This is a genomic window from Kitasatospora sp. NBC_01302, from assembly GCF_035976515.1.
Classification (GTDB): Bacteria; Actinomycetota; Actinomycetes; order Streptomycetales; family Streptomycetaceae; genus Kitasatospora.
The window spans coordinates 1,946,856-1,961,000 of sequence record NZ_CP108404.1; the positions used below are offsets into that span (position 1 = coordinate 1,946,856).

The 14,145-nt window shown below is 73.3% G+C and carries 16 protein-coding genes and 1 riboswitch; of the genes, 5 read left to right on the forward strand and 11 right to left on the reverse strand.

Annotated elements, in window-relative coordinates:
- The first annotated feature begins 271 nt into the window (after positions 1-271).
- Complete coding sequence (gene bldD, locus OG294_RS07765) at positions 272-775, forward strand: transcriptional regulator BldD (protein WP_327065685.1); 504 nt, start codon at positions 272-274, stop codon at positions 773-775.
- 151 nt (positions 776-926) lie between these two features.
- Here bldD and OG294_RS07770 read toward each other — a convergent pair whose 3' ends face one another.
- From OG294_RS07770 to OG294_RS07785, 4 genes are all read right to left on the reverse strand, one after another.
- On the reverse strand, positions 927-1,778 hold the full coding sequence (locus OG294_RS07770) for a thioesterase family protein (RefSeq protein ID WP_327065686.1): 852 nt from the start codon (positions 1,776-1,778) through the stop codon (positions 927-929).
- A 105-nt stretch (positions 1,779-1,883) separates the two neighbouring features.
- The gene (gene nusB, locus OG294_RS07775) at positions 1,884-2,324 is read right to left on the reverse strand and encodes a transcription antitermination factor NusB (protein WP_184940486.1); all 441 of its coding nucleotides are present in this window, start codon (positions 2,322-2,324) and stop codon (positions 1,884-1,886) included.
- A gap of 2 nt (positions 2,325-2,326) precedes the next feature.
- Positions 2,327-2,893: an elongation factor P gene (gene efp / locus OG294_RS07780; RefSeq protein WP_327065687.1), complete on the reverse strand. Its 567-nt coding sequence runs from the start codon at positions 2,891-2,893 to the stop codon at positions 2,327-2,329.
- 70 nt (positions 2,894-2,963) lie between these two features.
- On the reverse strand, positions 2,964-4,070 hold the full coding sequence (locus OG294_RS07785; protein ID WP_327065688.1) for a M24 family metallopeptidase: 1,107 nt from the start codon (positions 4,068-4,070) through the stop codon (positions 2,964-2,966).
- Positions 4,071-4,184: 114 nt separating this feature from the next.
- Here OG294_RS07785 and OG294_RS07790 point away from each other — a divergent pair, with 114 nt between their 5' ends.
- Positions 4,185-5,591, forward strand: coding sequence for a lipase maturation factor family protein (locus OG294_RS07790; RefSeq protein ID WP_327065689.1), 1,407 nt, complete (start codon positions 4,185-4,187; stop codon positions 5,589-5,591).
- Positions 5,592-5,614: 23 nt separating this feature from the next.
- Here the strand turns inward: OG294_RS07790 and OG294_RS07795 are convergent, their stop codons facing one another.
- Positions 5,615-6,547 (reverse strand): quinone oxidoreductase family protein, encoded by a 933-nt coding sequence (locus tag OG294_RS07795; RefSeq protein WP_327065690.1) that lies wholly within the window; start codon positions 6,545-6,547, stop codon positions 5,615-5,617.
- Positions 6,548-6,653: 106 nt separating this feature from the next.
- Between OG294_RS07795 and OG294_RS07800 the strand changes: the two genes are divergently transcribed.
- Positions 6,654-7,091 carry a MarR family winged helix-turn-helix transcriptional regulator gene (locus tag OG294_RS07800; RefSeq protein ID WP_327071471.1) on the forward strand — a complete coding sequence of 146 codons (438 nt, stop codon included), beginning with the start codon at positions 6,654-6,656 and terminating at the stop codon, positions 7,089-7,091.
- A gap of 154 nt (positions 7,092-7,245) precedes the next feature.
- The gene (locus OG294_RS07805; protein WP_327065691.1) at positions 7,246-8,538 is read left to right on the forward strand and encodes an MFS transporter; all 1,293 of its coding nucleotides are present in this window, start codon (positions 7,246-7,248) and stop codon (positions 8,536-8,538) included.
- A 7-nt stretch (positions 8,539-8,545) separates the two neighbouring features.
- Here OG294_RS07805 and OG294_RS07810 read toward each other — a convergent pair whose 3' ends face one another.
- From OG294_RS07810 to aroC, 6 genes are all read right to left on the reverse strand, one after another.
- Positions 8,546-9,352, reverse strand: a complete 807-nt coding sequence (locus OG294_RS07810; protein ID WP_327065692.1) for an Fpg/Nei family DNA glycosylase — start codon at positions 9,350-9,352, stop codon at positions 8,546-8,548.
- Positions 9,353-9,413: 61 nt separating this feature from the next.
- Entirely contained in the window at positions 9,414-10,295 is an 882-nt protein-coding gene (locus OG294_RS07815) for an AAA family ATPase (RefSeq protein WP_329578088.1), read from the reverse strand.
- Positions 10,296-10,368: 73 nt separating this feature from the next.
- Complete coding sequence (aroQ, locus tag OG294_RS07820; RefSeq protein ID WP_327065694.1) at positions 10,369-10,809, reverse strand: type II 3-dehydroquinate dehydratase; 441 nt, start codon at positions 10,807-10,809, stop codon at positions 10,369-10,371.
- Positions 10,806-11,900, reverse strand: coding sequence for a 3-dehydroquinate synthase (aroB, locus tag OG294_RS07825; RefSeq protein ID WP_327065695.1), 1,095 nt, complete (start codon positions 11,898-11,900; stop codon positions 10,806-10,808). The genes aroQ and aroB overlap by 4 nt, the downstream gene beginning before the upstream one ends.
- The gene (locus OG294_RS07830) at positions 11,897-12,442 is read right to left on the reverse strand and encodes a shikimate kinase (RefSeq protein ID WP_327065696.1); all 546 of its coding nucleotides are present in this window, start codon (positions 12,440-12,442) and stop codon (positions 11,897-11,899) included. The genes aroB and OG294_RS07830 overlap by 4 nt, the downstream gene beginning before the upstream one ends.
- On the reverse strand, positions 12,439-13,623 hold the full coding sequence (gene aroC, locus OG294_RS07835) for a chorismate synthase (protein ID WP_327065697.1): 1,185 nt from the start codon (positions 13,621-13,623) through the stop codon (positions 12,439-12,441). The genes OG294_RS07830 and aroC overlap by 4 nt, the downstream gene beginning before the upstream one ends.
- Before the next feature lie 178 nt (positions 13,624-13,801).
- Positions 13,802-13,866, forward strand: a riboswitch (guanidine-III (ykkC-III) riboswitch).
- A 20-nt stretch (positions 13,867-13,886) separates the two neighbouring features.
- Between aroC and OG294_RS07840 the strand changes: the two genes are divergently transcribed.
- Complete coding sequence (locus tag OG294_RS07840) at positions 13,887-14,138, forward strand: CBU_0592 family membrane protein (RefSeq protein ID WP_327065698.1); 252 nt, start codon at positions 13,887-13,889, stop codon at positions 14,136-14,138.
- Positions 14,139-14,145 lie beyond the last annotated feature (7 nt).

The window sequence follows — 14,145 nt, forward strand, 5'->3', positions numbered from 1 at the left end:
GAGTGGCCGCCGGGTCGCACCCGGAGCCTTGGCCATGCTACCAGGGCGATCATGGGCCGCCCGCCATCCGTCGTGTCGTGTTCACGCAGAGGTAGCAGACCATTCGCACGACTGCCCCATTCGGCTTGACGCAGCTACCTTACTCTACGTAACCTCACAGTGAGTTACGGAACAGACGTCGAACCCACCGGTAGGACGCTCTTTGGGACGCGGGATCACCCCCACTCCCCCGTGACCGTCATGATCAGGAAATTCTCGTCCGGGGAGAACAATGTCCAGCGACTACGCGAAGCAGCTCGGAGGAAAACTCCGCGCTATCCGCACTCAGCAGGGTCTCTCCCTGCACGGTGTCGAGGAGAAGTCCCAGGGACGCTGGAAGGCGGTCGTCGTCGGCTCCTACGAGCGTGGCGACCGTGCTGTGACGGTGCAGCGGCTGGCCGAACTGGCCGAGTTCTACGGTGTCCCGGTGCAGGAGCTGCTGCCCGGCGGCACGCCGGGCGGTGCGGCCGAGCCGCCGCCGCGCCTGGTGCTGGACCTGGAGAGACTGACCCAGGTCCCCTCCGAGAAGGCCGGCCCGCTGCAGCGCTACGCGGCCACCATCCAGTCCCAGCGCGGGGACTACAACGGCAAGGTGCTCTCGATCCGCCAGGACGACCTGCGCACGCTGGCCGTGATCTACGACCAGTCGCCGTCCATCCTCACCGAGCAGCTGATCAGCTGGGGTGTGCTCAACTCGGACGCTCGTCGCGCGGTGCGCGACGAGGACGCGAGCTGAGCGCGGGAACACCCTCGCAAGCTGCAGAAACGTCACGGCGCGGTCCCCGGGGGGACCGCGCCGTCGGCGTATCCGGCCGCCGTGACGGGCCGGGCCGGCCCGTCAGGCGCTCGGGCCGGCCCGTCAGGCGTCGGACCCGCCCCTGGGCCGCTCAGGCCCGCCCGCGGGGCGCACGGGCCAGCTGGCGCGACTGCGCCACCAGGCGGTCGGCCGAGTCCCAGATCTCGCAGTCCTCCTCGAAGTAGCCGCCGGCCAGGTTGCGGGTGGCGTGGCTGACCCGCAGCCAGCCCGCGGCCGGCACCGCCCGCAGGTGGACGGTCAGTTCGACGGTCGGCGCCCAGCCGGGCAGCCCCAGGTCGAAGGTGACCGGCGGCAGCGCGTCGGCCACCAGCAGCAGCGCCAGCGGGTCGGGTTCGCGCCCGTCGGCGAGCCGGAACCAGCCCTGGATCCGGCCCGCCCCGGCCGGCTGCCCCAGCGCCCAGCCGACGGTGGCCGGGTCCAGCCGCAGGTCGAAGCGCTCCAGCAGGGCGGCCTGCTCCAGCAGCGCCGGGGGCGCGTGCTCCATGCCCACGCACTGCTCCACCGGCGGCAGTTGCGGGGGCACGGCCGAGGTGTGCACCTCACCGGTGAGCGCGGCCAGCTCGCCGTAGCTGGCCAGCACTCTCAGCTTCTCGACCGGCGTGCCGTCCGCGCCGTCCTGGTAGAGCGAAGCGGTGGCGGTGGAGAGCGAACGGCCGCGGCGCACCGTCGAGGTCAGCGCCGTCAGCGGGCCGGGGTGCGAGGTCTCCAGGTAGTAGCCGCTGATCGACAGCGGGTCGGGGTGCTCGGGCAGCTCCTGGCGCAGCGCGTTGGCGGCCACCGCGAGCAGCAGCCCGCCGTTGACCCCACCGCCGATCTGCCAGCCGGCGCCCAGCTCACCGCGGTGGCGCCCCGGCGTGCCGGGGTCCGGTTCCAGGGCGATCGCCTGGTCGAACTCGCTGTCGGTCCGGGTCGCAGTCGTCATGGCGGAACGCCCTTCGCAATTGGCTACTGGTCAGTAACAACATACGCGCGATGGCCGCCGGACCAAAAGGTCCGACGGCCATCGAAGGGGCGGGAGGGCGATCGCTCAGTCGCGGCGGATCGTGCTCTTCAGCTCCATGAAACGGGCGAGCATGCCGTTCACGAAGGCCGGAGAGTCGTCCGTGGAGAACTCCTTGGCGATCTCCACCGCTTCGTCCAGGACGACCGCGTCCGGGACGCCGTCCTCCCAGATCAGCTCGTAGGCGCCGAGCCGCAGGACGTTGCGGTCCACGACCGGCATCCGGTCGAGCGTCCAGCCGACCGCGTAGGTCGAGATCAGCTCGTCGATCCGGCGGGCGTGCTGCACATAGCCCTCGACCAGCTGCATGGTGTACTCGCCGACCTGCGGCACACCCTCGTCGGGCTTGGGCTCGCGGGCGCGGGCAACCCAGCTCGCGAGCACCGACAGCGGGTCGACGCCCCGGCCGTCGGCCTCGAAGAGGATCTGGAAGGCGTGCGTGCGCGCCTTGGTGCGTGCTGACGCCACGGTTACTTGTTCACCCGGCCGAGGTAGCTGCCGTCACGGGTGTCGACCTTGATCTTCTCACCGGTGGTGATGAAGAGCGGGACGGCGATCTCGGCGCCGGTCTCCAGCTTGGCGGGCTTGGTGCCACCGGTGGAGCGGTCGCCCTGCAGGCCGGGCTCGGTCTCCTCGATGACCAGCTCGACGGAGGCCGGGAGCTCGATGTACAGCGGGGCGCCGTTGTAGACCGCCACCAGGGCCTCGAAGCCCTCCAGCAGGTACTTGGCCGCGTCGCCGACGACCTCCTTGCCGATGAACAGCTGGTCGTAGGTGTCCATGTCCATGAACACGAACTGCTCGCCGTCCTTGTACGAGAACTGCATGCCGCGCTTGTCGACGTTCGCGGTCTCGACCTTGGTGCCCGCGTTGAACGTCTTGTCGACGACCTTGCCGCTCAGCACGTGCTTGAGCTTGGTGCGCACGAAGGCGGGGCCCTTGCCCGGCTTGACGTGCTGGAACTCGACGACGGACCAGAGCTGGTCGTTTTCGAGCTTGAGGACCATGCCGTTCTTGAGATCGTTCGTGGAAGCCACGGGCGCACTTACTCCTGATATAGCTGTCAAGGAACCAAGGGTGCGGGCCTGCCCCCACCGGGAGCGGTGGTCACAGGGCGAGGAGCTCCTTGGTGGTGATGGTGAGCAGCTCAGGTCCGCCCTCTTCGAGGGGGCGCACCACGAGCGTGTCCTCGATCCGGACTCCGCCGCGGCCCGGGAGGTGTACCCCTGGACCGACGGTGACCGGCACGCGGTTGTCCAGTTTACCCATCTCGGCGGGCCCCAGCTGCGGCGCCTCCCGGACTTCGAGGCCCACGCCGTGCCCGAACGGTTGCGGCCGCTCCTCCTGGTACCCGCCGGCCCGCAGCACCTCGCGCGCCGCACGGTCCGGCTCGCTGCCCGGCACCCCCGGGGCCAGCGCCTCGCGCCCGGCCCGCTGGGCCTCGAAGACCAGCCGGTGCAGCTCCACCTGCCAGGCCGCGGGGGCCGCGCCGATCACGAAGGTGCGGGTGGTGCAGACCGAGTAGCCGCGGTACTGGGCGCCGAGCGAGACGGTCAGGAAGTCGCCCTCCTCGACCCGGCGGTCGGTGGGCCGGTGGTCGGCCCGCCCGGAGTGGCTGCCGGTGCCCACCGAGACCGGGTAGCCCGCCCGGTCCGCGCCGTGGTCGATCATCCGGCGCTCCAGCTCCATCGCCAGGTGGCGCTCGGTGCGGCCGACCAGGATCGACTCCAGCAGCTCGCCGAGCGCCTGGTCGCCGATCTCGGCGGCGATCCGCAGTCCGGCCAGCTCCTGCTCGTCCTTGACCACCCGCAGCCGCTCGACCGCGCGCTTGACGTCGGCCAGCCGCACCCCCGGGGCCGACTCGGCGATCGTGCGGTGCCGGCTGACGGTCAGGTCGTGCTCCTCCACCACGAGCTCCGCCACGCCGAAGCGGGCGGCGGCCGCGGCGGCGGCCGCCGTGGTGTCCTGGCCCGCGGCGGCGGCCAGCCGCGGCAGACCGGACTCGTCGGGCCGCTCGCCGCTGTCGTCGGGCGGCAGATCGGCGGGCAACACCAGCAGTGCTCGCTCCCGGGTCAGCAACAGGGCCGCACCGCACGGCGGGCAGCCGGTCAGGTACTGGACGTTGGCGGGCTTGCTGATCAGCGCCGCGTCCGCCCCACTGGCGCTGCAGTACTCGCTGAGCCGCTCCCGGCGGGCCGCGTGCGCATCGGACATGTCTGGAAGCCTAGGGAGGCCGTCCCCGGCGCGCCTGTTCTACTGGGCCGTTCCACGCGGGCCGGGCGCCGCGCCCGGACGGCGTGCCGCGGCCACGGGTGGTCAGATGGACGGGTGGAGTGGTTCACCGCGCCCGGGTACGCGCTCAGCCGGCTGGTGCTGCTGCGCCTGCTGGCCCTCGTCTACCTGGTCGGTTTCCTGGCGGCGGCCCGGCAGTTCCGGGCGCTGATCGGCGAGCACGGGATGCTGCCGGTGCCGCGCTACCTGCGCCACCGGCCCTTCCGGGAGGCGCCGAGCCTGTTCCAGTTCGGCTACTCGGACCGCGCCTTCGCCGCCCTCGCCGGGGGCGGGGCGCTGCTCGCCGCCGCCGTGGCGGCGGGGCTGGCCGACCTGGTGCCGCTGTGGGCCGCCATGCTGCTGTGGGCGCTGCTCTGGCTGCTGTACCTGTCGATCGTCAACGTCGGGCAGACCTGGTACTCCTTCGGCTGGGAGTCGCTGCTGCTGGAGGCCGGGTTCCTGGCGGTCTTCCTGGGCAACGACAAGGTCGCCCCGCCCGTCCTGGTGCTCTTCCTGTTCCGCTGGCTGCTGTTCCGGGTGGAGTTCGGCGCCGGGCTGATCAAGCTGCGCGGCGACCGCTGCTGGCGGGACCTGACCTGCCTGAAGTACCACCACGAGACCCAGCCGATGCCCGGACCGCTGAGCTGGTACTTCCACCACCTGCCGATGCCGCTGCACCGGGTGGAGGCGGCCGCCAACCACCTGGCCCAGCTCGGCCTGCCGGTGCTGCTGTTCGCCCCGCAGCCGGTCGCCTCCTGGGCGGCCGCGGCGATGGTGGTCACCCAGCTCTGGCTGGTAGCCTCGGGCAACTTCGCCTGGCTCAACTGGCTGACCATCGCGCTGGCCTTCGGCGCCCTGCGGCTGCCCGGGGCCGGCCGGCCGGCCACCGCGCGGGCACCGCTCTGGTACGAGGTGGTGGTGCTGGCCGCGACCGCGCTGGTGGTCTGGCTCAGCTACCGGCCGGCCCGCAACCTGCTCTCGCGCGGCCAGCTGATGAACTACTCCTTCAACCGGCTGCACCTGGTCAACACCTACGGCGCCTTCGGCAGCATCAGCCGGATCCGCTTCGAGGTGGTCGTCGAGGGCACCGACGAGGAGCGGTTGACGCCGCACACGGTGTGGCGCGCGTACGAGTTCCGCGGCAAGCCGGGCGACGTGCGGCACCGGCCGCGCCAGTACGCGCCCTACCACCTGCGGCTGGACTGGCTGATGTGGTTCGCGGCGATCTCCCCGGCCTACGCGCGCCCGTGGCTGCGGCCGTTCGCCGAGCGGCTGCTGGCGGGCGACCGGGCGACCCTGCGGCTGCTGCGGCACAACCCCTTCCCCGACGCACCGCCGACCCATGTCCGGGCGGTGCTCTACCGCTACCGGTTCACCAGCCGGCCGGAGCGGCGGGCCACCGGCGCCTGGTGGCACCGGACCAGGCTGCGGGTCTACCTGGCCCCGATGGCGCGCCGGCGCTGAGGCCCGCCAGCACCTGTCCGGTCCTAGGGATTGACCGCCAGCACCACCTTGCCGAGGTTGCGCCTGGACTCCAGCAGCGCCGCCGCCTCGGCCGCGCGCGCCAGCGGGAGGACCTGGCTGACCGGCCGCAGCCGGCCCTCGGCGAGCAGCCGCCACAGCTCGGCGCGGCAGCCGGCGACCACCTGGGGCCGGTGGCGGGCCAACTGCCCCATCGACAGGCCGGTGACCGTGGCCGCCGAGCCGAGCACGGCCCCGGCGTCCAGGGTGCCGCCGTGACCGGCCAGGGTGACCAGCCGGCCGAACGGCACCAGTGCGGCCAGCGCGCGCGGCAGCACCTCACCGCCCGTCCCCTCCAGGACCAGGTCCACCGGCTCGCCCCAGTGCGCGTCCTGGTAGCGGACCACCTCGTCCGCGCCGAGCGAGCGCAGGAAGTCGTCCTTGCCCGGGCCACCGACCGCCGCGACCACCCGGGCGGCGCCGAGGAGCTTGGCCAGCTGGACGATCAGGTGGCCGACCCCGCCCGCCGCATTGGTCACCAGGACGGACTGCCCCGGCTCCAGCGCACCGGTCCGCAGCGCCGCGAGCGCCACCAACCCCCCGTGGACCAGGCAGAGCGCGTCGGCGGCGCTCGCGCTCTCGGGCACCGGCGTGATCAGGGCGGGCGCCGCGAGCAGCTGGTCGGCGTAGACCTCGGCGGCGACCCCGCCGACCCGGTCACCGATCTGATACTCCGTCACATCCGGACCGAGCGCGGTGATCCGGCCGACGAAGCCGCCACCGGGCGAGCCGGGCAGCGGGCTCCCGCCGACGCCGGCGAGCATCTTCAGCAGCATCAGGCTGACCCCGGCCGCCTCCACCGCCACCCGCACCTCACCCGGACCGGGCACCGGCGCGGCGACCTCGTCCAGCCGCAGCACCTCGGCGCCGCCGTAGCGGTGAAACCTGACCTTGCGCATGGTTCGCTCCCCCTCGAAAACCGTTGGTGACCCCAACGCTAGCAGCTTTCATTGGGATCTCCAACGACTTTAGGATGACCTCATGACGGATCCCCTGAAGGACTCCATGACCGAAGCCCCGTTCTCCCGCCTGCAGACCCTCCCGAGCTGGTTCCTCGGCCGCGCCGGAGCCCTCGCCCACCGCCTGGTCGCCGACGCGCTCGGCGAGGAGGGGGTGCGGATGGGCCACCACGCGGTGCTCTGCGCGGTGGCCGAGTTCGGCCCGCTCGCGCAGGCCGAACTCTCGCGCACCGTGCGGATCGACCCGAAGGATGTGGTGGGCATCCTCAACGACCTGCAGACCAAGGGCCTGGTGCTGCGCGACAGGGACCCCCGGGACGCCCGGAAGAACGCGATCGCACTCTCCCCGGCCGGTGCCGAGCTGCTGACCCGGCTGGAGCGGCTCGGCGACACGGCGAACGAGGAGCTGCTGACGCCGCTGGTCCCCGAGGAGCGGGAGCTGCTGCTGTCACTGGTGGCGAAGGTGATCGAGGGCCGCTGTTGAGGAGCCCCAAGCAGTGTCTTGATATCAAGTATCTTGACATCAAGATTGATATCGGCCAGGCTGCTTCCTGCTCCCCTGCGACCACGGTGGCTTCGCGGCGTCCGGAGCGGAGCGGGGGCCGGTCGTGCGGCGGAGCGGGAACGGACAGACGCTGGTGGCGCAGTTGCGCCGGCCACCGGGCGGCCGGGACGCGCGGACCATGCTGCTCACCCAGTTCCTCGACCGGACCGGGACCGGGGTGTGGGGTGCGGCCTCGGTGCTGTACTTCACCGTCGTCAGCCACCTGGACGCCCGTCAGGTGGGGCTGCTGCTGGGCGTCGCCGCGGTGGCGGGCATCGCCGGCTCACCGCTGGCCGGGCGGCTGGCGGGGCGACTGCCGGTGCGCGGACTGCTGATCGGCTGCCACCTGCTGCGCCTGTGCACCATGGGCCTGCTGCTGGTCTGCGACGGCTTCGCGACGCTGCTGCCCGTGGTCGCCGTGACCTGCCTGGGCGAGCGGGCGGCCAAGACGCTGGAAATGCTCTTCGCCACCCGGGTCGCGGGCGAGCGGCGCACCACCTACCAGGCGCTCTCCCGCAGCGCGGCCAACGCCGGCTACGCGCTGGGCGCCGGGATCGCGGCGCTCGGCCTGGCGGTGGGCACCAGGGACGCCTACCGGGCACTGATCCTGGGCAACGCGCTCTCCTTCGCGCTGGCCGCGGCGCTGGTGCGGCGCACCCGGGAGCCGCGGGCGCACGAGCAGACCGCGGCCCGGCCGGACGGCACGGGCGGCGCCCGCCAGGACGAGCGTGCACCGAGCCCGTGGCGCGACCGCGGCTACCTGCTCTTCGTCCTGCTGGACGTCCCGATGAACCTCGACGACTCCGTGCTGAACGTCGGCCTGCCGCTGTGGCTGGTGCACCACACCCGCGCGCCGCAGGCCTTCGTGCCGGCCTTCCTGGTGCTCAACACCGTGCTGGTGGTGGCCCTCCAACTGCGGGTCTCGGCCCGGGCCGAGGGAGCGCGCCGGGCCGCGGGAGCGGTGGCGGTGTACGGCGTGACGATGCTCGCCTGCTGCGCGGTGCTGGCGGTCGCCACCGGCGGCGGGTCCTGGGCCGCCTCGCTCGCGCTGCTCGGGGCGGCGGCGCTGGTCACCCTGGCGGAGCTGATGCGCTCGGTGAGCTCCTGGGAGCTGGCGGTGCGGCTGGCACCGCCGCGGGCCCGCGCCTCCTACCTCGGGGTGGCCGGCATGTCCCAGTCCGTGCAGAAGTCGGTCGGCCCGCTGCTGCTGACCGGCGCGGTGATGACGGCCGGGCCGGCCGGCTGGCTGGCGCTCGGCACGGTGATCGCGGGGCTCGCGCTGGTGCAGCGGCGGGCCTGCCTGCGGCGGCTGGCAGCGGCACCGGCACCGGCACCCGTCACGCGAGCGGCGGATGCGGCCAACCACCGTGCGGTCAGCATCTCCTGACGTCGGATCAGCGCTGCTGGCAGCGCGGGCACCAGAACAGGTTGCGGGCCGCGTGCTGCTCGGTGCGCACCTCGGTGCCGCAGACCAGGCAGGGCTGCCCGGCCCGCCGGTAGACGTAGACCTCGCCGCCGTGGTCGTCCACCCGCGGCGGGCGGCCCATCGCCTCGGGCGTGTGCTCGGGGCGCACGGTGTCGATCCGTCCGATCGCCGCTCCCTCGCGCATCAGTTCCACCAGGTCGTGCCAGATCAGCTGCCACTCGGCCGGTGCCAGGTCGCGACCGGCCCGGTGCGGGTCGATGCCGTGCCTGAAGAGCACCTCGGCGCGGTAGACGTTGCCCACCCCCGCCAGGATCTTCTGGTCCATCAGCAGCGCCGCTATGGTGCTGCGGCTGCGCGCGATCCGCTGCCAGGCGCGGTCCGGCTCGGCGTCCGCGCGCAGCGGGTCCGGGCCCAGGCGCGCGTGCACGGCGTCCTTCTCGGCGGGCGTGAGCAGTTCGCAGGTGGTCGGGCCGCGCAGGTCGGCGTACTGGTCCTCGTTCGCCAGCCGCAGCCGGATCAGGCCCACCGGCGCGGGCGCGGGGGCCGGGCCGAAGGTGACGACGCCGTACAGGCCCAGGTGGATGTGGATCCAGGCCTCGCCGAAGCCGAGGAAGAGGTGCTTGCCGTCGGCCTCGGCACGCTCCAGCGGGTGGCCGTCGACCAGCCGGGCGCCCTCGGCGAAGCGGCCCTGCGGGCTGGCGACGGCCACCGGCCGGCCGCCGAAGGCCGCCTGGTGCTGGGCGGCGAGCCGGTGCAGGATGTGGCCTTCGGGCATCGGGGCTCTCAGGTCTCGGTTCTCGGAGTTGAGTTGGCGTCGGCGGCGCAGGCGCCTCGGTTCAGCGCACCGGCCGGCCAGCCAGCCGGGCCGCGATCACCCGGTCCAGCGCCTCGGCAGTGGCGGCGACGTCCAGTTGCGAGTTGTCGATGATCGGCAGCCCGGAGTTGTACCAGCCCGCCATCCGGCCGTGGATCAGCGCGACCTCCTCGTCGCTCAGCCGCCGGTTCCCCGAGCGCCGGGCGTTGCGGGCGAGCACCGAGTCCAGACCGGGCAGCAGCACCACCGGGATCATGCCGGGGCCGATGTGCCGCTTCCAGCCGCCCAGGCCGATCGCCGGCCGGTCCGGGAAGACCGCGTCGTCGATGATGCAGGAGATGCCGTTGGCCAGGTAGTTGCGGCAGGCGAAGCCGCAGGTGCGGCGGGCCAGCCGGTACTGGGCCTCGGAGGCGTTGTTCCAGCCGGACTGCGGGTTGGCGAAACCGGAGCACACCCACTCGCGGACGTCGTCCAGGCTGATGTGCGCGGTGGCGGTGGGCCGGCGCTCGGCCCAGTGCCGGGCCACCGTGGTCTTGCCCGCGCCGGCCGGGCCGATCAGCAGCACCGCCAGCGGCCCCACCTGCTGGGGCTGCGCGGCAGCCGGCAGCTGGACCGGCGCACCGGTGGGCATCACGAAGTGCCCGGTCGCGCCGCCGGGCGACGCCGCGGCGCCCGGCGGACCGGCGGGCTGCGGCGCGGGCGGGACGGTGACCAGCGGCACGGTGTCCGGCTCGGCGGCCTGCGGCGGCGCCGGAGGCAGTGCGGGGGGCGGCACGGGAGCGCCCTGGGTGGCCGGATACGGCTGCACGCTCTGGCGCGGCGCCACCGGCGGCGGCACGACCGGGCGCGGGGGCACTCCCCCTGCGTACTGCTGCGTCACGGACACACCTCCCGGCGGGGACATTACACGCAGGCCCGGCGCCGAGCCCAGTTGCGGGCCGGGGCCGGGCCTGCGTGCAGAACCGAGGTGCGCGCAGTCAGCGGGTGGTGAGCTGCTCGGCCAGGGCGCGCAGCGCCAACTCGTAGGAGCCCAGGCCGAAGCCGGCGATGGTGCCGGAGGCGATCGCGGCGATCACCGAGGTGTGCCGGAACTCCTCGCGGGCGTACGGGTTGGAGATGTGCACCTCGATCAGCGGCGCGGTGCGCTGGGCCGCCGCGTCGCGCAGCGCGTACGAGTAGTGCGTGAAGGCACCCGGATTGATCACCACGGGGGTCTTCTCGTCGGCCGCCCAGTGCAGCCACTCGATCATCTGCTGCTCGGAGTTGGTCTCCTTGACCTCCACCTCGAAGCCCAGCTCCCGGCCGAGCTTGGTGCAGCGCTCGACCAGCCCGGCGTAGGAGGTGGCGCCGTAGACGTCCGGCTCCCGGCTGCCCAGGCGCCCCAGGTTGGGACCGTTCAGCACCAGCACCCGGCTCATCCGGAGACCTCCGCGTAGGCAGCGACCAGCAGCGACGGGTCCGGGCCCTCCAGCACGGAGGTCTTGCCCAGGCCGTCGAGCACGATGAAGCGCAGCAGGTCGCCGCGCGACTTCTTGTCGACCTTCATGGCGTCCAGCAGCTTCGGCCAGGCGTCCGCCCGGTAGCTCAGCGGCAGGCCCACCGAGGCCAGCACGGTGCGGTGCCGGTCGGCCGTCGCGTCGTCCAACCGCCCGGCCAGCCGGCCCAGTTCGGCGGCGAAGACCATGCCGACCGAGACCGCGGCGCCGTGCCGCCACTTGTAGCGCTCGTTGCGCTCGATGGCGTGCGCCAGGGTGTGCCCGTAGTTGAGGATCTCGCGCAGGCCCGACTCCTTGAGGTCGCCGGAGACCACGTCGGCCTTGACCTGGATGGCGCGCCGGATCAGCTCCACGGTGTGCGGCCCGGCGGGGGTCGCGGCACCGGCGGGGTCGGCCTCCACCAGGTCGAGGATGACCGGGTCGGCGATGAAGCCGCACTTGATCACCTCGGCCAGGCCGGAGACGTAGTCGTGCTTCGGCACGGTCTCCAGGGTGGCCAGGTCGGCGAGCACGCCCACCGGCGGGTGGAAGGCGCCGACCAGGTTCTTGCCCTCGGCGATGTTGATGCCGGTCTTGCCGCCGACCGCCGCGTCCACCATGCCCAGCAGCGTGGTGGGCATCGCGACCCAGCGCACGCCGCGCAGCCAGCTGGCGGCCACGAAGCCGGCCAGGTCGGTGGTGGCGCCGCCGCCCAGGCCCACGATCACGTCGGAGCGGGTGAACCCGGTCTGGCCGAGCACCGACCAGCAGTAGGCGGCGACCTCGGCGCTCTTGGCCTCCTCGGCGTTCGGCACCTGCAGCGCGATCGCCTCGTAGCCCTCGGCGGCCAGGTCCTCGCGGATCGCCTCGCCGGTGGCCGACAGCGCCTCGGGGTGGATGATCGCCACCCGGCGCGCCTGGTTGCCGATCAGCCCGCTGAGCTCCCCCAGCAGCTGGTGGCCGACGAGCACGTCGTACGGAGCGTGGCCGGCCGAGCCGCCGACGTGGATGGTGACGGTGTCGGTGCTGCTCATGCGTCCTTCAACTCCAGAGATTCCAGTACGGCGTCCACGACCTGCTCCGGGGTGCGCCCCTCGGTGGCCACCGTGGCGGCGGCCACCTCCAGGTAGAGCGGTCGGCGACGCTCCATCAGCTCGCGCCACTGCTGGCGCGGGTTGACCGCGAGCAGCGGGCGCGGCGCGTCCAGGCCCACCCGCTTGACGGCGTCGTGCAGCGCCACCTCCAGGTAGACCACCGGGCGGCCGGCCAGCAGCGCCCGGGTGGCGTCCGCCATCACCGCGCCGCCGCCGAGCGCCAGCACGCCGTCGTGGCCGGCCAGCGCGGCGGCGACCGCGGCGGCCTCCAGCTCGCGGAAGTGCGGCTCGCCGTCCTCGATGAAGATGTCCGGGATCGGCTTGCCGGCCCGCTGCTCGATGTCGGTGTCGGTGTCCCGGAAGCCGCAGCCGAGCCGCTCGGCGAGCAGTCGGCCCACGGTGCTCTTGCCGGCCCCTGGAGGACCGACCAGCACGGCCCTGGGCCCGCCGGACGAAGGCCCCGCGGGCATGACACCGCTCATCGGACGATCAGGTTGTCGAGGTAGCCCTGCACGTTGCGCCGGGTCTCACTGACGTGGTCCCCGCCGAACTTCTCGCTGACCGCGTCGGCCAGCACCAGCGCGACCATCGCCTCGGCGACGATGCCGGCGGCCGGCACCGCGCAGACGTCCGAGCGCTGGTGGTGCGCCTTGGCCTCCTCGCCGGTGCGCACGTCGATGGTGCGCAGCGCGCGCGGCACGGTGGCGATCGGCTTCATCGCGGCCCGCACCCGCAGCAGCTCGCCGGTGGACAGGCCGCCCTCGGTGCCGCCGGAGCGCCCGGAGGTGCGCTTGACGCCCTCGGGGGTCGGCACGATCTCGTCGTGCGCCTGCGAGCCGGGGATCCGGGCCAGCTCGAAGCCGTCGCCGACCTCGACGCCCTTGATCGCCTGAATGCCCATCAGCGCGGCGGCCAGCCGCGCGTCCAGCCGGCGGTCCCAGTGCACGTGCGAGCCCAGGCCCACCGGCACGCCGTAGGCCAGCACCTCGACCACGCCGCCGAGCGTGTCACCGTCCTTGTGGGCCTGGTCGATCTCGGCGACCATCGCCTCCGAGGCCGCCGCGTCCAGGCAGCGCACCGGGTCCTCGTCCAGGCGGGCCTCGTCGGCGGGCTGCGGCAACACGCCGGCCGGGGCCTTGGCGGCGCCCAGCTCGACCACGTGCGAGACGATCTCGATGCCGCAGGTCTCCTTGAGGAACGCGCGGGCCACCACGCCGAGTGCGACCCGGGCGGCCGTCTCGCGGGCACTGGCGCGCTCCAGGATCGGGCGGGCCTCGTCGATCGAGTACTTCTGCATGCCGGCCAGGTCGGCGTGGCCGGGGCGGGGGCGGGTCAGCGCCTCGTTGCGGGCCAGGCCCGCGAGGATGTCGGGGTCGACCGGGTCGGCCGCCATCACCTGCTGCCACTTGGGCCACTCGGTGTTGCCCACCATGATCGCCACCGGGCTGCCCATGGTCTCGCCGTGCCGCACCCCGCCGAGGAAGGTCACCTCGTCCTGCTCGAACTTCATCCGGGCGCCGCGCCCGTAGCCCAGCCGGCGCCGGGCCAGCGCATCCGCCACCGCGGCGGTGGTCACGGGCACGCCCGCGGGCAGGCCCTCCAGGGTGGCAACGAGAGCGGGGCCGTGCGACTCCCCCGCCGTGAGCCAGCGCAACGTACCCAACGGTGCTCCTTCGTCAGCGGTCCGGTTCACGGCGCTCGCGCGGCGCTCCGGGCCGGGGTTCGGTCTGCGGGCCCGTGCGGCGAGCCCTGCGGTGAATCCTTTCACGACCTCGCCCGCACGCGGGCCACGGTCCGGGGAGCGGACATGTCCGTCCCGCGTTTGATCAGGCACAATGGTGTTCGACCGCTTCCCGGCGGCCACCGGACGAGACGCGCCGTACCCGGACCGACAAGACGACGCAGACCCGTGGAGGGGTCCCCGTCATGGAACAGGCCGTGCAGATCTTCGGCTCGATTCTCATCCTGATCCCGTTCGCACTCGCCCAGTGGGGCAAGCTCGACGCGCGCTCGCGCGGCTACCTGCTGCTGAACCTGTGCGGCTCGGCGATCCTGGCCACCCAGGCCGCGCTGACCTCGCAGTGGGGGTTCCTGCTGCTGGAGGGCGTCTGGGCGGTGGTCTCGCTGCTCGGCCTGGTGGCCGTGCTGCGCGGCCGCGAGCCGGGCGCGCAGCACTGAGGCCCGA

Coding starts and splice junctions, on each gene's coding strand:
- bldD (WP_327065685.1), top strand. CDS start 272: ATGTCCAGCGACTACGCGAAGCAGCTCGGAGGAAAACTCCGCGCTATC.
- OG294_RS07770 (WP_327065686.1), bottom strand. CDS start 1,778: ATGACGACTGCGACCCGGACCGACAGCGAGTTCGACCAGGCGATCGCC.
- OG294_RS07785 (WP_327065688.1), bottom strand. CDS start 4,070: ATGTCCGATGCGCACGCGGCCCGCCGGGAGCGGCTCAGCGAGTACTGC.
- OG294_RS07795 (WP_327065690.1), bottom strand. CDS start 6,547: ATGCGCAAGGTCAGGTTTCACCGCTACGGCGGCGCCGAGGTGCTGCGG.
- OG294_RS07800 (WP_327071471.1), top strand. CDS start 6,654: ATGACCGAAGCCCCGTTCTCCCGCCTGCAGACCCTCCCGAGCTGGTTC.
- OG294_RS07810 (WP_327065692.1), bottom strand. CDS start 9,352: ATGCCCGAAGGCCACATCCTGCACCGGCTCGCCGCCCAGCACCAGGCG.
- OG294_RS07815 (WP_329578088.1), bottom strand. CDS start 10,295: ATGTCCCCGCCGGGAGGTGTGTCCGTGACGCAGCAGTACGCAGGGGGA.
- aroQ (WP_327065694.1), bottom strand. CDS start 10,809: ATGAGCCGGGTGCTGGTGCTGAACGGTCCCAACCTGGGGCGCCTGGGC.
- aroB (WP_327065695.1), bottom strand. CDS start 11,900: ATGAGCAGCACCGACACCGTCACCATCCACGTCGGCGGCTCGGCCGGC.
- OG294_RS07830 (WP_327065696.1), bottom strand. CDS start 12,442: ATGAGCGGTGTCATGCCCGCGGGGCCTTCGTCCGGCGGGCCCAGGGCC.
- OG294_RS07840 (WP_327065698.1), top strand. CDS start 13,887: ATGGAACAGGCCGTGCAGATCTTCGGCTCGATTCTCATCCTGATCCCG.